The 20,842-nt window shown below is 41.8% G+C and carries 14 protein-coding genes and 3 tRNA genes; 10 read left to right on the top strand and 7 right to left on the bottom strand.

Annotation, left to right across the window (positions count from 1 at the left end; all coding sequences use genetic code 11):
• Positions 1–113 precede the first annotated feature (113 nt).
• The gene (locus K0625_RS12210; protein WP_220109943.1) at positions 114–623 is read right to left on the bottom strand and encodes a GspH/FimT family pseudopilin; all 510 of its coding nucleotides are present in this window, start codon (positions 621–623) and stop codon (positions 114–116) included.
• 243 nt (positions 624–866) lie between these two features.
• Between K0625_RS12210 and K0625_RS12205 the strand changes: the two genes are divergently transcribed.
• A complete protein-coding gene (locus K0625_RS12205; protein WP_012323941.1) occupies positions 867–1,205 on the top strand; it encodes a P-II family nitrogen regulator in 339 nt (112 codons plus the stop codon).
• A gap of 81 nt (positions 1,206–1,286) precedes the next feature.
• Here the strand turns inward: K0625_RS12205 and K0625_RS12200 are convergent, their stop codons facing one another.
• Complete coding sequence (locus K0625_RS12200; protein ID WP_220109942.1) at positions 1,287–2,309, bottom strand: LacI family DNA-binding transcriptional regulator; 1,023 nt, start codon at positions 2,307–2,309, stop codon at positions 1,287–1,289.
• 437 nt (positions 2,310–2,746) lie between these two features.
• Here K0625_RS12200 and K0625_RS12195 point away from each other — a divergent pair, with 437 nt between their 5' ends.
• Both K0625_RS12195 and K0625_RS12190 read left to right on the top strand, forming a co-directional pair.
• Positions 2,747–5,368: a TonB-dependent receptor gene (locus tag K0625_RS12195; RefSeq protein WP_220109941.1), complete on the top strand. Its 2,622-nt coding sequence runs from the start codon at positions 2,747–2,749 to the stop codon at positions 5,366–5,368.
• A 117-nt stretch (positions 5,369–5,485) separates the two neighbouring features.
• On the top strand, positions 5,486–7,012 hold the full coding sequence (locus K0625_RS12190; protein ID WP_220109940.1) for a tryptophan halogenase family protein: 1,527 nt from the start codon (positions 5,486–5,488) through the stop codon (positions 7,010–7,012).
• A 74-nt stretch (positions 7,013–7,086) separates the two neighbouring features.
• Here the strand turns inward: K0625_RS12190 and K0625_RS12185 are convergent, their stop codons facing one another.
• Both K0625_RS12185 and K0625_RS12180 read right to left on the bottom strand, forming a co-directional pair.
• The gene (locus K0625_RS12185; RefSeq protein ID WP_220109939.1) at positions 7,087–7,806 is read right to left on the bottom strand and encodes a SapC family protein; all 720 of its coding nucleotides are present in this window, start codon (positions 7,804–7,806) and stop codon (positions 7,087–7,089) included.
• 95 nt (positions 7,807–7,901) lie between these two features.
• The gene (locus K0625_RS12180; RefSeq protein ID WP_220109938.1) at positions 7,902–8,795 is read right to left on the bottom strand and encodes a sulfite exporter TauE/SafE family protein; all 894 of its coding nucleotides are present in this window, start codon (positions 8,793–8,795) and stop codon (positions 7,902–7,904) included.
• 540 nt (positions 8,796–9,335) lie between these two features.
• Between K0625_RS12180 and K0625_RS12175 the strand changes: the two genes are divergently transcribed.
• From K0625_RS12175 to nagP, 7 genes are all read left to right on the top strand, one after another.
• The gene (locus K0625_RS12175; RefSeq protein WP_220109937.1) at positions 9,336–10,211 is read left to right on the top strand and encodes a transporter substrate-binding domain-containing protein; all 876 of its coding nucleotides are present in this window, start codon (positions 9,336–9,338) and stop codon (positions 10,209–10,211) included.
• Positions 10,204–11,697 (top strand): methyl-accepting chemotaxis protein, encoded by a 1,494-nt coding sequence (locus K0625_RS12170; RefSeq protein WP_220109936.1) that lies wholly within the window; start codon positions 10,204–10,206, stop codon positions 11,695–11,697. The genes K0625_RS12175 and K0625_RS12170 overlap by 8 nt, the downstream gene beginning before the upstream one ends.
• Positions 11,698–11,721: 24 nt before the next feature.
• Positions 11,722–14,388 carry a beta-N-acetylhexosaminidase gene (locus K0625_RS12165; protein WP_220109935.1) on the top strand — a complete coding sequence of 889 codons (2,667 nt, stop codon included), beginning with the start codon at positions 11,722–11,724 and terminating at the stop codon, positions 14,386–14,388.
• A gap of 220 nt (positions 14,389–14,608) precedes the next feature.
• Positions 14,609–15,511 (top strand): N-acetylglucosamine kinase, encoded by a 903-nt coding sequence (nagK, locus tag K0625_RS12160; RefSeq protein ID WP_220109990.1) that lies wholly within the window; start codon positions 14,609–14,611, stop codon positions 15,509–15,511.
• Between the two features lie 60 nt (positions 15,512–15,571).
• Entirely contained in the window at positions 15,572–16,699 is a 1,128-nt protein-coding gene (gene nagA / locus K0625_RS12155) for an N-acetylglucosamine-6-phosphate deacetylase (RefSeq protein ID WP_220109989.1), read from the top strand.
• A gap of 107 nt (positions 16,700–16,806) precedes the next feature.
• On the top strand, positions 16,807–17,943 hold the full coding sequence (gene nagX, locus K0625_RS12150; protein ID WP_220109934.1) for a transmembrane glucosamine N-acetyltransferase NagX: 1,137 nt from the start codon (positions 16,807–16,809) through the stop codon (positions 17,941–17,943).
• A 236-nt stretch (positions 17,944–18,179) separates the two neighbouring features.
• Positions 18,180–19,487 carry an N-acetylglucosamine MFS transporter NagP gene (gene nagP / locus K0625_RS12145; RefSeq protein ID WP_438944500.1) on the top strand — a complete coding sequence of 436 codons (1,308 nt, stop codon included), beginning with the start codon at positions 18,180–18,182 and terminating at the stop codon, positions 19,485–19,487.
• A gap of 390 nt (positions 19,488–19,877) precedes the next feature.
• Here nagP and K0625_RS12140 read toward each other — a convergent pair.
• The 3 genes from K0625_RS12140 to K0625_RS12130 all read right to left on the bottom strand — a co-directional run bounded on the left by K0625_RS12140 (position 19,878) and on the right by K0625_RS12130 (position 20,833).
• Positions 19,878–19,953 (bottom strand) — tRNA-Thr (locus tag K0625_RS12140).
• A 121-nt stretch (positions 19,954–20,074) separates the two neighbouring features.
• Positions 20,075–20,150: transfer RNA gene (locus tag K0625_RS12135), tRNA-Phe, on the bottom strand.
• A 607-nt stretch (positions 20,151–20,757) separates the two neighbouring features.
• Positions 20,758–20,833, bottom strand: a tRNA-Thr gene (locus K0625_RS12130).
• Positions 20,834–20,842: the final 9 nt, after the last annotated feature.

Here is a 20,842-nt window from a genome sequence, read left to right as displayed (position 1 = left end):
TACAGTATAAGTGAAAATGTATGTTTTATCTGCACCTTAATGATAAAAAAATGAGCCAATATATTGGCATTTAAGGCTTTTTTGGCACAAATAAGATAGTGTTTTTTAATTCTCTAATCGCAGGTTATTACCTTCTGTTTTGAAAACCTTACGCGCCCTGCTTGGTTTACTATCAAGGCTGAGGAGTGTTCACTATCGATTCTAGAGGGACAATATCTTAGGGTTCCGTTTGTTCCTGATGCTAAGCCTGTTGGCTGGAACCGAATTGCTGAACGGTTGTATGTTATAAAATCCCTTGAATTGAAAGGATTTGTTTTAAATATTACCCTGTCATCTCCATCGAGTAGATTTTTCTCACCTAGATCGGTAAAAGCTGTTAATCCAATTTTCCAATCTTTTGAACATCGCCCCTCCTCTATAGGGCAGACAGTTACTCTTATTGAGTAGTTAATCGCATAGTTTCTGGCGAGTTGAAGAGATTGCTGTATTCGGCGTATAGAGGTATCAGAGCGAAAATATTCATACAGAGAGTTGAATTGTGGTACGCCGACAGAGATGAGAATGGTGGATATGGCTAAGGTAGAGATACACTCCACTAAAGTAAAACCTAGTTGTGTCTTCATATTTCATCCTTGATGATTAACTGATTTACATCCAGTAATTCAGTGTATTTTGAAAATATTTTTAAGGTGAATTTTTGACAATTATAGACTAATAATTATGCTAATGAGTTTTTGATACTGTTTGCAAAGTGGAATAACCCTGTAATAGGAAAATGATATTTGCCTTTGGGGAAAAGAGATACACATGATAAGCTTAAACATTGATGATTTTTATCCATTTAAGCAAGTGACTAGGAGAGTTTGATGAAGAAGGTCGAAGCCATTATTAAGCCATTTAAATTAGATGATGTGCGGGAATCGCTTGCTGAAATTGGTATAACTGGGATGACGGTTTCAGAGGTAAAAGGTTTTGGGCGTCAAAAAGGCCACACAGAGCTATACCGTGGTGCTGAATATATGGTTGATTTTTTGCCTAAAGTAAAAATTGAATTAGTGATCCAGGATGAACTGTTAGATCAAGCGTTAGAGGTCATTGTTGATACAGCCCGTACAGGCAAAATTGGCGACGGGAAGATCTTTGTTACTGAGATTGAGAGAGTGATACGGATCCGTACTGGTGAAGAGAACGAAGAGGCCGTCTAGTTCTTTTTAAAAGAGTTTCTTATATGAAAATGCCGCAAACCTATTGCGGCATTTTTCGTTCCAGTTTACAAAGAAGAGCTACTAACTTGAGGCTTCTGAGCTGGAGTCTCTAATAACTGGTTCAGGAATGAATATTTTAGCTTGTTCAGCACTTATTGAGCGTCTTTTAGCTATCAATAACTCAGTCGCTATTTGGGCTATTTTTTGATTTGGCTGATGTACCGTTGTGAGTTTTGGCCAAGTCTGTCTGGAGAATGGGCTATCCTCAAAACCGACAATTGAGAGCTGATTTGGTATCTCCACTCCCTCAAGGCGAGCGGCAAAAAGTGCCCCTGCCGCTATTTCATCGTTACAGGCGACTATCGCGGTTGGTCTATCCATTTTATCTCTGTGTAATAGCTCTTTTGCGCCTTCAACGCCTGATTCAAAGGAGTATTGGCCTGCAATGATATCGTTCTCATCCACGTCAAGCTTGTTGCTCTTCATCGCCTGAGTAAAACCAGTCAAACGCTCTTTTGTTGACTCATGATGTTGATCTCCACTAAGAAATGCAATTTTCTTATGACCCAGATCGATAAGGTGCTGAGTGATTGACACTGCGCCATGTTTGTCATTGACGAGTACCGCTAATCCAGTATCCTCTTTGATCTTATCTCCGGCAATAATCCGAACATAATTTGCCTCTATCTCATCCAATGCTTTTAATACTTTAGGGTCTTCAGACAGAGGTGGGGTGAGCACTAACCCCGCTAGTCTGGCATGCTTTACCATGGTCGTGAGCTCGTCACAAATGGTGTCAGATTTGGCATTACATGGGTGGATCAGTAGCTCGTAGCCCATATCTTTACAAGAAGAGAGAATACCGTTTTGCATATCGATAACGTAATAAGCATTTGGGTTATCATATATAAAACCGATCACGTAAGACTTGGTACCTGCCAAATTTCGAGCCGCAAGGTTAGGTTGGTAATCGAGTGCTTTTATCGCTTCATTGACTTTATCTACGGTCGCTTGTTTAACCGAAGGCTCATTATTCGTGACTCTAGAGACTGTCTTTATTGAGACGCCAGCATACTTGGCAACGTCGTTTATAGTTACTTTCATTCTGTTTAACACTCTTTAATATCAATGCATTACGCATAAAACTAAGCATGTGAAATAGCCATTTATATGCTTGCTTTTTTAGCTTTACGAAGAAGAGTTTTTCAATTTGTTACGACTATAGTGCGAATTTTTACTCTAATTAGCAAACGACAAATTTAATTTTTAAGTCTCTTATATACAATTCATCTAAGTTATTTTCTCTTACTGTTTGGCTAGAGACTATGTTAACACTCAGTTTACAACTTCCGATTAAAACAATACTGGTGTAAGAAAATTGTGCAAATAAACTTAAAAAAGGCTTCCTCGGTTATTTTCTTGTAGCGTGCGGGTTAATAATTGTGTAATGTTTGCTCTGAACATGACAGCGTTGTCATTCCATTAGGGAATGGTTATGGATACTAAAAAAAAATAAAATAAAGTTATGGAAGGGAAACGAGATGCGAACATCTAATTTTAAGAAAAGTATATTAGCGACAAACATCGCTTTAATGCTAGGTACAGCAGTCTCTATGTCTGCTGTCGCAGCTGAAGCAGACTCTGCACCTACAGCGGATGAAAATATTGAGAAGATTGAAGTGCGTGGAATGCGTGCTTCAATGAAAGCATCTGTAAACGCTAAGCGTTTCTCAGATTCAGTTGTTGATGCAGTATCTGCTGAAGATATTGGTAAGTTTCCTGACGGAGATGTAGGTGAGTCCCTTGCACGTATTCCGGGTGTGAGTGTATCTCGTCAGTTTGGCCAAGGTCAGCAAGTATCTATTCGTGGTGCTTCTTCACAATTAACTCGAACTCTTTTGAATGGTCACTCTGTAGCTTCAACTGGTTGGTTTGACCAGCAAGCAATCGACCGTAGCTTCAACTATTCATTGCTACCGCCAGAGATGGTTAGCGGAATTGAAGTTTATAAGTCATCACAAGCAGACATAACTGAAGGTGGTATTGGTGGTACGGTTATCGTTAAGACTCGTAAACCACTCGATCTAGACGCTAATACAGTATTTTTAAGTGCAAAGGGTGACTACGGTACGGTTTCTGAAGAAACTGACCCCGCTTTATCTGGTCTTTATAGCTGGAAAAATGAGAGCGAGAACTTTGGTGTATTAGTTTCAGCAGCAGGCTCTCAAACAACTTATCAGCGTAATGGTATCGAGACGCTTCTTGGTTGGGGGGAAATCGTTCCGACAACTTTCCAGCAAGATCGTGAAAGAACTGCAATCAATGTTGCCGCTCAGTATCGCCCAACAGATAGTTTAGAGTTTGGTTTGACGGTAACGAGTTTAGATTTGAAAGCTGATAATGCTAACACGTCTATTTTCTTGTTCCCGACTCAACAAGGTCAATCGACTTGTAATCAGACCAATGCAGCAGGCGTATGTACTGATATCACTCACTCTGGCGTCGATGCTTTTGCTTGGGCTCAAACTTGGGCTCGTAAAGCTGAGATGAAGTCAGATACTTTTGATTTTGATTTTAATTATGAAGCTGATAATTTTACTCTAGAAGGTCGTATTGGTAATACTTCTGCGGAAGGCGGTACTAGCCTCACTTCTAACTACGGTAACTCTATTGGTCAGTCTAGCGATTTTGCTGGCCGCTATGATGCGACTGGTGAAGTGATTGCTATTGATATTGCCAATAAATCTTTTGATTCAAGTGACTTCAATGGTGAATTAGCTTCTGCAGGTTGGGCGCTCAAGAAGCAACCAAATACAGATGAAGAAACCTATGCACAATTCGATGTTACTATCCCCGTTGAGTTAGGCGCAATAACGGCCTTTAAAACAGGCGTACGTTATGCAGATCATGATGTGACACAAGAGACTGATATTGCTAACGTTGGTGATATTGCTTCTCGTGATGCTTCATATTACTACAGCGGTACTATGTCTGCTGGTGCTGGTTTTACTCTGCCAAAGCCTAACTTTGATGCGATGATTTCCGATGCAAATGCTGCAATTGATGGCTTTACTCGTGACAAGTCTGGTTACGGTACTTTAAATGAGAAAAATTTAGCACTTTACGCTATGGCTAATTTTGAAGCTGAAGGTGTACGGGGTAATTTCGGTCTTCGTTTTGTGTCAACAGACATAGAGTCTGATTACTATGCGCTAAGTGATACGGGACAATTTGCTGATACTCTAAGCACCGATACTGCAAGTTACAGTGATGTTTTGCCAAGCATTAACGTCGCTTTTGATTTAGCCCCAGATCTTATCCTACGTACATCTGCGGCGCAGGTTATCTCTCGCCCTAACTATTCTGAGCTATTTGCTACATCAACTTTACCAGGTTTAAATGATGGTACTCCTGGTAATGAAAAATTAAACCGTGGCTCAGTAGCGCTTGATCCATTTAAGGCAACGCAGGCTGATGTGAGCTTAGAGTGGTACTTTGGTGGTGAAGGTCTTGCTGCAGTAACTTACTTCATTAAAGATGTAAGCTCATTTATCTCAACTCGACAGAAGCTGAATCAACAGATTGGCATTGAAGATAATGATTTAATTGCTGCTGGTGGAAGTGCTTGTGGTGACGGAGTATATGATTGCTGGACTGTGAGTGAGAAGTATAATGCTAACGGTGGTCGAATCGAAGGTATCGAGCTTCAGGTACAGGACTCATTCGATAGTGGCTTTGGTTATGCGGCTAACTACACTTACGCAGATGCAGGTTCTCCTTCTGAAAACTACCCAGATCAAGTGGGGGTATTCTCAGACTCTTCAGAGCATACGGTTAACTTAGTTGGTTATTACGAGAATGATAGCTTTACGGCACGTCTTGCTTATAACTGGCGTAGTGAGTACATGATGCGTGAACTACCAGGTTTTTACGGTAACCGTCAGCACCAGGATTATGGCACACTCGACTTAAGTGCTGGTTACAGCGTAACCGACTGGATGGACATTACGTTTGAAGCGGTTAACTTAACAGAGGAAGACAGTATTCAAATTGGTGTTGCACCACTTGATGCAGAAGTTATCCCTGAGTTCAAGGCTGATTACCCAGTATGGAGCTTCGAAGGTGAAGCTCGTTACAAAATTGGTGTAGCTTTACGCTTCTAATAATTAAATACTCTAGTGTATAGACGAAAGCCCAGCGATTGCTGGGCTTTTTATTAACATGAGTTGTGATAATTAGTTATATCGCTTGGTATTGGTCGTTAATCTAAAGGGCTAAGTATGGATATTAAGAAAGTTGTGATTGTTGGAGGTGGAACAGCTGGCTGGTTAGCGGCAAATCACCTTGGTAAAACTTTGTTTAACACTAATGATGTCACTGTCACCTTGATTGAGTCCCCTGATATCCCCACTATTGGCGTTGGAGAAGGTACGGTTCCAGCAATTAGAAAATCATTACAAAGCTTTGGCATCAGTGAAACTGAGTTTATTACACAGTGCGATGTAACATTTAAGCAGTCAATAAAGTTTTCTAATTGGCTAGATAGTGATATTCATGGCAAAAATAATTTCTTCCATCATCTGTTTGATATGCCATCTCCTATGGGTGATGATTTAACTCCTTTCTGGCTTAATAGGGAGGTCGAAGATTACGCAAATATAGTTTCCCCCCAGTTTCGTGTTTGTGAAGCCTTTAAGGCCCCTAAGAAGATAACAACACCTGAGTATGTTGGTTCGCTTGGATATGCTTATCACTTAAACGCGGCAAAATTTGCAAAACTATTGGCAAAAAATGCTCGTGACAAGTTTAGCGTTGAGCATATATTAGCTAATGTTAGAGAAGTAAAACTTGATGACACTGGCGCGGTTCATTCACTGGTTACAGATACACAAGGGGAGTTGAAATTTGACCTCTACATAGATTGTACTGGCTTTGAAGCGCTAATTATTAACAAAGCACTTAAGGTGCCATTTGTTGATAAGTCAAAGCAGCTTTTAGTGGACAGGGCATTAACTGTACAGGTGCCTACTGAGAGTAATGAGCCTATTCCACCATTTACACTCGCTACTGCTCATCAAGCTGGCTGGATCTGGGATATTGCGTTATCTAATCGGCGGGGAGTGGGGTTTGTTTATTCTACTAAGTATATGGATGATGAAACTGCCATCAAAAAGCTTGATAAATACTTGGGAGGAGGCTTATCAGGTTTAAATTACCGTTTTCTACCGATGAAAGTCGGCTACCGAGAGAAGTTTTGGCATCAAAACTGTATCTGTCTTGGATTAGCACAAGGTTTCTTAGAGCCTTTAGAGGCCACATCTATTTTACTTACCGACTTTGCTGCTAGTTATATTGCTAATCGGCTGCCGAAATCCGTTGTGCAAATGGCGAGTATTCAAACTCAATTTAATCAAGTGATGGAATATGCATGGGAGAGAGTGGTGGAGTTTATTAAGCTACATTACTGCCTATCAGATAGAAGTGATTCCCAGTTTTGGGTAGATAACAGGGATCCAAGTACTATTCCCGATGAGCTAGCGAGAAAGCTATCTCTTTGGCAGACTCATATACCAAATAGAGAAGACTTCTTTAGTAAGTTTGAGGTTTTCGATCTGGAAAACTACCTCTATGTCCTTTATGGCATGAAGTATCAAACTCAAGCTGACGCCCTTACAGAGAAGCAGATGAGCCTAGCAATTAAACAGAGTCATCAACTGGATCAAGTTGCTTTACAGCTTATTGGTGAGCTTCCCGAGCATAGAGATCTACTTGAAAAAATTAAGCTGTATGGTCTTCAATCCATCTAGTAATGTTTATTGAAAGAGAGCTTGCAGCTCTCTTTCAATATGTCTTTATATAGAATTTAGATCCGGTAATATTATTAAGCTGTTTTATCCAGTTCATTTTGTTTAGTGATCAATCTACCTATCTGGTGCAGTGAGGTTAGGTGAGCATATATTAGCGGCATCAAGCCTTTACTCTTCAATGTGAGAAACGCTTCATCGTTAAGCTCATTCAAGATTTGTTCATCGATGATATACACACCATCAATATTGACCTCTGGGCTATCGCTGTTGAGTTTGACTGTCAGCTGCTTAGGAGCAAGTAGGTTTAGCTCGGCAAAGTATTGAGTAATGGCGGCTGTTTGTTGAGTAAAGCTAGCGAGATCCAATAGCGCATTAGAGCGTTTTTTCAGGTATTCAGTCTGCTCGCCGGAATCATCAAAAAGCTTATTTCCCTCACCTGAGGTGACAAGCTTACTATCTTCATCGATAAAGACCATCACCTCGTCGCTCTCTTTAGAGGTTTGCATTAAAGATAAAGGTGCCTTGCTAAAGCCTATTGGAGTTACTGAGGCTTCCCAGTTTTTCGTTTGGCAGTACAGGTTGACGTTATTTTTAATTCCCATCATAGCGATAGGGGTAAATTGACCATTCTCTGCATTTTTTACAAAGACAATAGGAAATTCTGTTGCTAGTACTGCAAATTCTTGCACTACGACAGGGATCAAGCTCTGCGCAGCAAAGCGACTAAAGTCTTTAGACTCTTTAATGTAGGTATTGAGGTGTTTTGATGAATTCAATGGAGAGATATTTGTCATTTTAATTTTGCCTCTGTTTACTATTTATTTGTTATTGTTTAATTTTTAATGGTATGAATCTATCACCCTAGTCATGTTGTATCTGATTTCAACTCTTATGTCACCACTAGCATTGTTACGCCAGATAGAATAATCCACCCAGCAAAAAATATTTTTAATCCCTTAACTGGAAGATATAAAGCCAGCTTTTTTGCCAAAATGCCTCCCATAATGGCGCCGGGTCCTGCAAACAGGATCACTTTAAAGTAGGCATCACTTTGATCTGATAAATGTATAGGGCTAACGGACCAGACAGTGAAAGCGGTGACGATGACGCCAACTGCGATAGCTAAACTTGGTGTCACCTTTTTGAGCAGCAGATAGATAACAATAATCTCACCAACTCCCACAGATAACCAAGCTGTGATGATGCCACCTAAATAGGTAATAAGCCCGAGTTGCAGTACTTCATAGCGGCTCAATGTGTGGTTGGCGTCACTGTTTTTAACTGCAAAACAGCTATAGATAATCCCAAAGCCTAGAGCAATAGAGAAGAGACTAAAACTGTGCTCCAGCGATCCGGGGGCTTGTATCTCAAAAATATGAGTAGTCCATATCCCTGCGACAGAAAGTGGGATACAGACAAAAAGAAGTTTAACAAGTAGACGCCCTTGTTGAGCTTGTTTTTGATGAGCAAAGTGTAGCCACCATGTTAATGCTCCAGCTGTCATACCAAAGCATTGAATGGCAAATGATGTCGATATACTTTGCTCATTGGTAAAGTCGAGGCTGTTAAAGATGGGGATAAAGATGACACCTCCACCTGCACCGGTAGAGTTTGCAAAAATGGCTCCCGTTATGCCTAAGAATAGATAACGAAGGTAATCACTGAATAGCTCAAGGGGATGGGAGAATTGCAATAGCCATGTAGACCATAGGGTAGCAAGCACTATAAAGATGAATAGAGGTCTTGAGATGAGCGTTATCTTTTTGTTTTTGTTTAGGTTCATCTTAGGCTCTCTTTATTGTTTTTTTATTGGTGCCTATTCAGCCGAATTAAGGGGGCTTTTGAATGTTATCAATAATTGACAGCGTTGTCATATTTTGGTGTTTTACTCTGGTTTTTATCTAAGTGCTGCTCGCTTCTCTTTATTAATGCTTTTCAGGATGGGCTAAAAAAAGTTCTAAATGAATGTCAAAAAAATGTAGATATTCTGTTTGCTCTTGTGTATGTTTGTAAATGACAGCGTTGTCATCTGCTTGTGTGACACTCTGTTTGTAAGGTCTGCATGATGTAGGAAGAGGTCTCCTTATTCATGTTTTGGCAAACATTTGCTAGTTATTTTTAGCATCAGTTTGTGTTTGATATTTCTATAGTCTCTCCCCAGAAACTAGTCTTGGCTAAGTGTTATCTTCATCATTTTGAATTTAACACTTAGCTACTTTTTCTAAGGTCGCTGACTATATCCTGCGGTAGGTTTGATAGGTTGAATCATTGGAAGATAAATTAACTAACACTCTTGTCTGATTTAGACGTATAAAAAGAGGAAATGCGTTTCATGCTACCAGTTCGAATTAAACTTCTCCTCATCTCTCTCCTATCCGTCTTCTGTTTAACACCTAGTGCTTATAGTGAAACTCTTGTCACCACCATTTCGCAAAGTTGGCAGCTTAATCTGTTGAAAGAAGCTCTATCTCGCGTGGAAACTCAATATGATATCTCAATGCTTGACACTGAAATGAATCAAAAACGTAAGGTGGAAGAGGCGTTAGCAGGAAGCATTGATATATTTTGGAGCATGACATCACAGCAACTTGAGGCGGTTGTGCTCCCGGTTAGGATCCCGATATTTAAAGGCTTGTTGGGGAATCGTTTACTGATCATTAGAAGCGATAAGCAGCAGCGTTTTATCAATGTCAAAAATAGAGATGACTTTTTGCAATTTTATGCAGGGCAAAATCGTTACTGGCCTGATGCGCTTATTCTTGAAGAGAATGGTTTACCTTTAATCACCAGCTATAAATATAAAAATCTATACCCGATGTTAGAGGGAGGGCGTTTTGATTATTTAGCTCTTGGTGCACAGGAGGTCTGGCAGGAGCTAGATAAAAATCCTGATCCTAATTTGAAGGTAGATAGTGCCATCTTACTGCAATACCGATCGCCTGCTTACTTCTTTATTTCCCCAGAAAAGCCTTTACTTGCTAAAGACTTAAGGGATGGGCTAGAGAGCATGATTGCCGATGGCAGTTTTGATGAGATGTTCAATAAAGAGCTCGAAATTGATGCGCTCTACAAGCAAGCACAATTCAGCAAACGTAGGATTATTCGATTACAGACACCTGGACTGAGTTCATTAACACCAGTAACTCGTGATGAGCTGTGGCTTGATCTATTTAATATGGAGGGGAAGGGCGATGAATAGTTTGTCTATTAAGGTACAGATAGGGCTAGCTGGTGCTCTTTTTGTTGTTGTCAGTGTTTTGTTTTCCCTCGCTTACATGGTTGAGGCTAACCGATTAGAAACTAATTTTAATGAGTATAAGGGTAATACTTTAGCCAGCCTTGAAGTGACATTGGCTCAGCCTGTATTTAACTATGACTTTGAACAGATAGACGCGGTTTTATCTGTCATGCTTGCCTCTGAAAAAATATATGAGATAACGATTAAAGATCATAGAGGTAAGATGCTTGGTGACAGTAAACAAAGCACGCCTGTAGATCCTAAAGCGGTGACTTCTGATAAGCTGGCATTCACCACAAACAATAAACCGACCGGAGAGCTGACGGTGAGTTTCTCTTCAGCTCCAATCACAGAGGCATTGAATCAGCTTAAATTAAGTTATTTCTTTCAAGCTCTAGTTATTTTACTTCTCAGTCAACTATTTATCTTTATTATTCTAAAGCGGTTAGTTATCACTCCATTGGTTCATGTATCGGCTGTGATGGAGGAAATAGCCTCCGGTGATGGCGATTTAAGCCATAAGTTACCAGTAGAGAGTAATGATGAGATAGGTCAACTTGCCACAGCTTTTAATGGTTTCGTAGCAAAAATACATGGCACCATCTCTAAGGTCAACGAGACATCTGAGCAGATCCTCCAAGATGCATCTTCATTAGGCGAGCTTTCTAAAAACAATAATCATCGTGTTCAATCTCAATTAAAAGAGACAGAAGCTGCGGTTGCTGCTGTTACTCAACTAAATTCAAGTGCCAATGAAGTGGCAAAAAATGCCAGCTCAACGGCAGAAGCTACCGGTTTGGCTGATAAAGAGGTGGATAATAGCCAACAGCAGTTTGATTTAGGTTTAGAGGTGAGTAATCGACTCGCGGATGAACTTTCCCGCTCTGTCGTCGCTGTACAGGAGTTGCAGCAGGAGACCCAAAGAATCGATGAAGTTGTGGTGGTGATTAATGCCATCGCTGAGCAGACAAACCTGCTTGCGCTAAATGCAGCTATTGAAGCAGCAAGAGCCGGTGAGCAGGGACGTGGTTTTGCTGTTGTTGCTGATGAGGTGAGGACACTTGCAAGCAGAACGCAGCAAGCTACGGGTGAGATACAGAAGATGATCCAGCAGGTACAAACGGGAGTTGATGAGACTGTGTCAGTGATGCAAGCGAGTCAAACTCTATCTGCTGAAGCGGTTAGTCATTCAGAAGAGATCAAATTAATATTGAGTAATGTGACTAATTTAGTCTCTAATATCAGTAATATGAATCTTGAAGTTGCCGAGGCCGCTGGTGAGCAAACTTATGTCACAGATGATATTTCGAAAAATTTAAATGATTTGGCCACAGTCTCAGGTTCGGCTTCACTCGACAGCGAGCAACTCGCAGAGTCGAGCGAGCGTTTGTTCCACCAAGGGGAAAGATTGCGGGCTTTGGTTGGTTCATTCCGTTTGCAGGGATGATAAAAATAATAATAGAGGAATACAATGAAGCTTAAATTACTGACAGCCGCCATTACTCTGGTATTGGCGACAAGTGGCTGCTCCGATAATAGTAAGGTAAATGATAATAGCTCAGTCACGCAAACCAAAGCTGAAAGCGCTGAGGTGATGACCCAAGCGGTACTAAATCAACTGGGTGAGACCCTTGATGTTAAGTATCGACTGCTGACTAATTTTCCCGAAGGTTGCCCAACAGAGGGAGTAGACGGGCGATGCTTTAGTGCTCAAATAGATTTAACCTCTAAAGTGGATCTCACCAGCGCAGATTGGACTATCTACTATAGCCAGATGAGGCCTGTGCAAGAGGTGTTATCCGAAGAGTTTGAGATAACACGGGTAAAGGGGGATCTTCATAAGATCACGCCAACAGCCGCATTTACTGGTTTAAAAGCTGGTCAGACTAAGACTATCGATTTTAGGGGAGAGCTGTGGCAACTATCTGAAATTGATGCGATGCCAAACTATTATTTAGTCTCTGGCGAGTTAACTCCCGCATTGATTAAAAGTACGACCGTTACCCATGATCCCGAGACAGGCATGGAGTTAAGGCCCTACGTTGCAGACTTTACTGATGCTGAAACTCAATATAAGCGCAGTGATACAGATTTAATAAAGTGGGCAACACCAGAGGTTCTGTTTCAAGCGAATCAGGGAGTTGAGCTACAAGCTGGCGCTGCAACAAATACCATCATACCGACACCGCTAAAGGTTGAGGTCACATCAGAGAATAGGCCTGTTTCATTGGCAGCTGGCATAAAGCTTATCCTTAACGCTCAAGCTAAGCCTCCTATAGATGCTGCACTAAAGCGACTCGCTAGACTTGGCGTGACTGAGTCTGATAAAGGTTTGCCTGTTGTGCTTAATACGCTTAAAGACTCGACTCAAACTGGGGCGTATCAGTTAGCTATCACAGAGCAAGGTATTGAGCTTGCAGCTGCTGATGATGCTGGTTTCTCCTACGGTCTGTCCTCTCTGACAAGCTTGATTGATAGCCAAGAGCTGTCGATTAATACCATGTTGATTGAAGATGCACCAAGGTATGACTTTCGTGGTATGCATATCGATGTTTCCCGTAATTTTCACTCTAAGCAGCTGATACTGGATATGTTAGATCAAATGGCGGCTTATAAGCTGAATAAGCTGCATCTGCATATGGCGGATGATGAGGGCTGGCGTCTGGAGATTGATGGTCTACCTGAGTTGACCGATATTGGCAGTAAGCGCTGTCATGATATAAGTGAAATCACCTGTTTACTGCCTCAGCTTGGTAGTGGACCTTCAGCAGATACCGAAGTGAGTGGTTACTACACTAAAGCCGATTATATTGAGATTTTGAAATATGCATCGGCAAGACAGATCCAAGTTATCCCCTCGATGGATATGCCGGGCCACTCTAGAGCTGCAATTAAATCCATGGATGCTCGCTATAAAAAATTTATGGCAGAGGGTAATGAAACGGCCGCAAAAGAGTACCTGTTAACTGATCCCGACGATAAAACTGTCTACTCATCGATTCAGTATTATGACGATAATACGCTTAATGTTTGTTTAGAATCGACTTTCCACTTTGTTGATAAAGTGATTGATGAGATTGCCAAGCTTCATAAGGATGCAGGTCAACCCCTCACTCTCTATCATATTGGCGCCGACGAAACTGCGGGTGCTTGGCTTGAGTCGCCACAGTGTAAGGCGTTTGTAGCGAATAATGTACAAGGTGTCACCTCATTTGATGAACTTGGTGCTTACTTTGTTGAGCGTGTTTCTAACACGCTTAATGACAAGGGAATTGAGCCTGCCGGTTGGAGTGATGGTATGAGCCATACACGTCCTTCTATGATGCCGAAAAAGTCTCAATCTAACCTTTGGGACGTTATATCCCACGGTGGACATAATCGAGCTCATGAGCAGGTGAACCTTGGCTGGGATGCCGTGTTAGGTACACCTGAGATGCTCTACTTCGACTTCCCCTATGAGGCAGACCCTAAGGAGCATGGCTACTACTGGGCTAGCCGTAATACCAATGAGCGTAAATTATATGGCTTTATGCCAGATAATTTGCCAGCAAATGCTGAGCAGTGGACCGATATTCAAGGGCAGGCGTTTGAAGTTGATGATACCGAGAAGCTTGATGACAATGGAAAGCGTGTCAGTGGTCCAATTAACCAAGGTAAAGGCTTTGCCGGGCTACAGGGGCAGATCTGGAGTGAAACCTTAAGAAGCGATGAACTGGTTGAGTATATGACCTTTCCAAGATTGCTGATTTTAGCCGAGAAAGCCTGGCACAAAGCGAGCTGGGAGGTGCCTTATCAATACACTGGCGCTGTCTATAACCAAACTACTGAGTTCTTTACCCAAGAGATGCGGGCTAGTCAGGCTAAACAGTGGGCTGTTATTGCTAACACTTTAGGGCAAAAAGAGCTCATTAAGCTGGATATGGCTGGTATCGATTATCGAGTGCCAACTGTTGGGGCTCATATTCATGAAGGTGAGCTTCATACTAACATCATCTATCCTGGACTTAAGATTGAGTATCGAATAGACGGTGGCAAGTGGAAGGTGTTCAAGTCACCTGTTGCGGTTAAAGGGGCGGTTGAGGTAAGGGCTCTCGCAGCTGATGGAACGAGGAAGGGACGAACTTTAGAGGTTAAGTAACATATGCCTAACAGGTGTGACTTTGTCGCTCGATTAAGTCACACCTCAGTTAAGCCTCTTAAATACTCGTTTATCTAATATTTAGCGCTAAAATTTTTTGATATAAAAAGTAAATGACAACGCTGTCATTTTTATTGTAACATGAGATTAACTTAGTCAGTGAGCAGAGCGGCATTCTGGTAGTGTGCGTTTTGAAAAAGAACTGTGAATGAGGTCTGTCATGATAGTGAACCAGACGAAGGAGAATCCGTTGTTTATAGGTATTGATGGTGGCGGCAGTAAGTGTCGTGCAACGATTTACTCTGCGGAAGATGGTGTAATAGGTACTGGGGTAGCTGGGCGTGCAAATCCACTTCACGGTCTATCTCAAACATTTGAATCAATTCAATTGTCTACTGAACTTGCACTGAAAGATGCTGGTATGGCTATAGGTGATAGCAAGGATTTAGTTGCCGGGCTTGGTTTAGCTGGGGTGAATGTTCCTAGGCTCTACCAAGATATCGTCAATTGGGAACACCCATTTGCTGATATGTATGTCACCAGCGATCTTCATACTGCTTGCATTGGTGCCCATAAAGGTGGTGAAGGGGCCGTTATCATCACTGGTACTGGCTCATGTGGTTACGCTAATGTTGATGGCAAATTTATCAGTCTCGGTGGCCATGGTTTTGCTTTAGGTGATAAAGGCAGTGGTGCTTGGTTAGGTTTAAAGGCTGCTGAGCAATCCTTACTTCACTTAGATGGCTTTGCAGAGAGAACAATATTAACTGAAAAATTACTTAACCATTTTAAAGTCAATGATGCGTTAGGTATTGTTGAGAATTTAGCGGGCAAAAGTTCCAGTGTGTACGCTAAGTTAGCCCGAATAGTGCTTGAGTGCGCTAACCAACAAGATGAAGTGGCGCAGGCGATAGTCAAAGAGGGAGCTGCTTATATCAGTGAACTTGCGCGTAAACTCTTTGAGATAAACCCTCCGCGTTTTTCTATGATAGGTGGTTTAGCTGAGCCATTGGCGCCTTGGCTAGATAAAGATGTTGTGACTAAATTGTCACCGACTTTAGCTCCACCAGAGTTGGGAGCTACCTATTTTGCTCGCCAGCAGTTTGGTGGTAAGGCTAGCTAGTAACACCGATTGGTCTAAGAACAGTTTATGTCAGTTATCGAGTCAATTGAGAGTTAAATGATGAAACAAACGTTTATTACACAACAAGTTTTCGATGGTAAAGATTTTCATCACAACCATCCAATCACTGTTGAAGATGGCCATATACTCGCTTTTGATACTGTAGCAGGAGCCAATGAAGTTAAGCTCGACGGTACTCTTGCTCCTGGCTTTATTGATGTGCAGGTCAATGGCGGTGGTGGGGCCTTGTTAAACTCAGATACCTCAGTTGAGTGTATTGAAACAATTGGCGCTGCGCACGCAAAGTTTGGTACTACGGGCTTCTTACCTACCTTGATAACCGATGATATTGATGTCATGCGTCGCGCGGCCGATTCCGTTGCTGCGTCTATAGATAAAGGGAGTGCAGGGGTTTTAGGGGTACACTTTGAGGGACCGCACCTATCTGTTCCAAAAAAAGGGGTACATCCTCAATCCCATATTCGTCGTATCTCTGATGCCGAGTTGGAGGTTTTTTGCCGAAACGACTTAGGTACTAAGCTAGTGACGTTGGCACCAGAAAATGTTTCTGTAGAGGTGATAAAAGCGTTAGTGGCTGCTGATGTAAAAGTGTGTTTGGGTCACTCAAACGCCGATTATGAAACCGTTGTTGCAGCACTGGAAGCTGGGGCTACAGGTTTTACTCATCTATTTAATGCCATGTCCCCTTTTGGTTCTCGTGAGCCTGGAGTGGTTGGCGCCGCAATTGAGAGCCGCGATGCCTGGTGTGGTTTGATTGTCGACGGTCATCATGTTCATAGCGCTGCTGCTCGGGTGGCTATCTATGCAAAACCTAAAGGTAAGGTGATGCTGGTGACAGATGCTATGCCACCAGTTGGTCTTGATGATGAGGCCAGTTTTGAGCTTTTTGGTACACAAGTTATCCGCCAAGGTGACAGGTTAAATGCGGTAACTGGTGAGCTCGCAGGTTGCGTCTTAGATATGGCTGGTGCAGTTAGAAATACTGTGAATATGCTAGGTTTGAGCTTAGATGAAGCGGTGAGAATGGCCTCTCTCTATCCTGCTGAGTTCTTGGGGCTTGAGAAGCAACAAGGAGCCTTAACTCTTGGTAGTAGAGCCGATTTTGTTTTGCTTAATAATGATATTTTTGCAGAGCAAACCTATATAGCAGGCTCGCGTGTTTTTTAGTACTAATAATATATAATATAGATACTTAAGCCTCAATGGTCTTGCTGTTGGGGCTTTATGCTATAGAAAATACAAAACTAAAATAATAATAAAATAGGTAAGAGGTTATGGAAGCGACTGAAGCTAAGACCCCAAAAAGAAGATTGATGTCACTCGACGCTCTTAGAGGCTTCGATATGTTTTGGATATTGGGTGGTGAGGCACTTTTTGCTGGCTTACTTCTCTGGACTGGGTGGCATGGATGGCAATGGGCAGACGCACAGATGCACCACTGTCAATGGCATGGCTTTACCTTCTACGATCTTATCTTCCCGCTTTTTATCTTTCTTTCCGGCGTTGCTCTGGGCCTATCCCCTAAACGATTAGATAAGTTGCCAATGGCACAAAGAATGCCTTTGTATAAGCACTCTGTGAAACGTCTATTACTACTGCTGTTCTTTGGTGTTCTTTATAATCATGGCTGGGGAACTGGTGCACCCGTTGCAATCGATGAGGTACGTTATGCCAGTGTTTTAGGAAGAATTGCATTTGCCTGGTTCTTTGCTGCCATGTTGGTTTGGCATACTAGCTTCCGAACTCAGGTTTTAGTGACGCTTGGAATTTTAGTGTTTTACGGTTTGGCGCAACTGCTTATCCCTGTCCCCGGATATGGGGCGGGTGTTTTTAGCCCTGAAGGGTCAATTAATGCTTATGTTGATACTCATCTTCTCCCTGGCATCACTTATCAGAATCGAGCTCTAGACCCTGAAGGGATACTATCTACATTTCCTGCGATAGCTAATGCAATGGCTGGCGTATTTGTTGGCCACTTTATTGTCAAAGAACATGCAAAAGGGGAGTGGTATAAGGTTTTGATTATGTTGATCACAGGAGCGTTAGTGCTTGGTTGTGGTTGGCTGTTAAACCTTGTTATTCCTGTTAATAAAGATCTATGGACCAGCTCTTTTGTTTTAGTGACAACAGGTTGGAGCATGATTTTACTTGCAGTGTTTTATGCTGTTGTAGATGTTTTAAAGTGGCAGAAAGCTGCATTCCCATTTGTGGTGATTGGCTGCAATGCTATTATCATCTATCTCGCATCCAGTTTGATCGATTGGAAGTACACAGCCCAAAGCCTCTTTGGAGGTGTGGTGAATGCTTTCCCATCTTCAGCACAAGCTTTGATGGCTGCGATCTGCTTGCTACTTGTACAGTGGCTTCTTCTTTTTTGGATGTATAAGCGGGGAGTGTTCGTAAAAGTTTAAATTAAATGAGATGGCAGCTTTCGTTATTGATAACGGTCATTTAGCTTAAATTAGTTTCAAATACAAAATGACAGCGTTGTCTTTTTTGCTTTATTGTTTTAACATCAATGAAACAAGGTCTGTTTGCTTTGCACAAAATAGTGTATTTTGAAGGCCTTTTTGACTACAGAACCTATAAAAGTGATATCTCCTTAGATTAGGTATCAGAACTTAAAAATATTATAAGAAGTAGGCTTATGGAAATGACATTAAATAGTGACAATAAGCGCAGCAGTATTATCCCTATGACAATAGTGGCTGTGCTATTTTTCGTATTGGGATTCGCGACCTGGCTCAATGGCTCGTTGATGCCATACCTGAAACAGATCCTCCAGCTCACCCCACTTCAAGCCTCTCTTATCCTCTTCTCCTTCTACATAGCAGTGACGTTTACTGCACTTCCATCTGCATGGTTGATTAGAAAAGTAGGTTATAAGAACGGCATGGCGCTAGGCATGGGGGTCATGATGCTTGCTGGCTTGTTATTTATTCCAGCGGCTAAGACACAGATATTCGCTCTGTTTCTTTTTGCTCAGCTTGTGATGGGGGCGGGGCAGACATTACTGCAAACTGCGGTTAATCCTTATGTTGTTCGAATTGGTCCTGAGGAGTCTGCCGCTGCACGTGTTAGTGTCATGGGGATTCTGAATAAAGGAGCTGGCGTTATTGCTCCTTTAGTATTCAGTGCGCTTATTCTCAATAGTTTTAAAGATAGGGTTGGCACTGAGTTAACATCTGCTCAGATAGATGAGATGGCTAATGGGCTGGTACTTCCCTATTTAGGCATGGCGTTATTTATCGGTTTATTGGCATTGGTGGTTAAGAAGTCACCTCTGCCTGAGCTAACTGATGAAGATGAAGGCGAGCAAACAAATAACAAGGGACAGATTAAAGAGGCACTCTCTCACCCGAACCTTGCTTTTGGTGTTGTAGCGTTATTCTTCTATGTAGCTGTAGAGGTGATCGCAGGTGATACCATAGGTACATTTGCGCTTTCATTAGGCATCGAAAGTTATGGTGTGATGACCTCATATACCATGATCTGTATGGTACTGGGCTACACCTTAGGTATTTTGACTATTCCGCGTTTTATCTCTCAACCGAAAGCGCTAATGATCTCAGCTATTTTAGGTGTCATCCTCACTATAGGCATTGTCTTTGGTGACAATGAGTCCTACGCAATCGCTAATACCTTATTAGTTCCCTTTGGTGGTGCTCAGCTGCCTGATACCTTGCTAATGATTGCTTTCTTAGGTTTAGCTAACGCAATCGTGTGGCCTGCAGTGTGGCCGCTTGCATTGTCAGGTATGGGTAAATTAACCAGCACTGGTTCAGCACTTTTGGTTATGGGGATTGCTGGTGGTGCGTTTGGTCCGCTATTTTGGGGATTAACCAGCTCAGTCTCATCTCTTGGCCAGCAGGGCGGGTATATGGTGATGCTGCCTTGTTACCTATTTATCCTGTTCTATGCCGTTAAAGGCTATAAGATGAAAAGCTGGAAGTAATTTTATTGCGCTAAAGTAAGAAGGAGCCTTAAGGCTCCTTTTTTTATGTCTCATGTATTACTAAGAGATGCACAGCTCTTAGTAAGGATTTGTAGCCCATCTTGGAAATTACGTTTTTAAACTGGGTAGTTTAGCGTAGACAGAGTTTAGAATAGAGTCAGTTAGTTGCTTTGTGAACTGAACTATTTTGGGTTGCTTTAAGAGTGGCTAAATCACTCTAGAACTCTTTATTAAGAGGTGAGAAACTCGTGCCGGCACCAAGAGTCGAAGCTCGTATGGGGGAGATCTACTGCTTCTCTTAGAAAAATTAAGTCAGTTGCTCTACCAATTGTGCTATGCCAGCTTAGAACAGAAATAAAAAAGCCCCGACATTGTCAGGGCTATCTTATATGGTGCCGGCACCAAGAGTCGAACTCGGGACCTACTGATTACAAGTCAGTTGCTCTACCAACTGAGCTATGCCGGCTTATCTTTTCAAATGGAGAACTCGGGAGCAATCTATTTGATTACCAGTCACAACTCAAACAATTGAGTTATGCCTGCTTATCTTTTTAACCGATTAGCTTTCTAATCAATTAAATGAATATTGGTGCCCGAACCCGGAATCGAACCAGGGACACGAGGATTTTCAATCCTCTGCTCTACCGACTGAGCTATTCGGGCAACTAAACTAAGTGTTAGTCATCTACTCTAAACCAGATTCTAACCTTACAGTTAATGACCTGTGCCGTTTGGAGTGCGCGTATAATATAGCGATGCCCTAAGGCGTGCAAGTAGTTTTTAAACAAAGATGTTCAACTTGTCAAAAACTGTACTAAAAGTCCTATTTTGTATTAAACGTGAACATTTTATGATGCTTTAACAGCCGAAATAATAGAGTGGGGAGGGAGCTTTAATATACTAACCATTTTATTTAGCACTAAGAGTCGAAGTTCTTGATATAGTGACCTACTGATTGTCTTAGTTACATATAAATCTCAGATAAAAAAAGCCACTAATTAAAGTGGCTTGATGATCTTCATTAAGAAGAAGGTGGTGCCGATATCAAAAGTCGAAGCTCCTGTTATAGCGACCTACTGATTGCCTTAGTTTTATACAAATTTTAGACATAAAAAAGCCCTGATATTGTCAGGGCTATTACTTTCCACAAAGAAGAAGATGGTGCCGGCACCAAGAGTTGAAGTTCTTGATATAGTGACCTACTGATTGTCTTAACTACATGTAAATTCTAGATGCAAAAAAGCCACTCAAAGAGTGGCCTAATCGTATATGGTGCCGGCACCAAGAGTCGAACTCGGGACCTACTGATTACAAGTCAGTTGCTCTACCAACTGAGCTATGCCGGCTTATTTTTT

Source organism: Shewanella nanhaiensis (assembly GCF_019457885.1).
GTDB lineage: Bacteria > Pseudomonadota > Gammaproteobacteria > Enterobacterales > Shewanellaceae > Shewanella > Shewanella nanhaiensis.
This window is presented reverse-complemented; position numbering and strand designations above follow the sequence as displayed.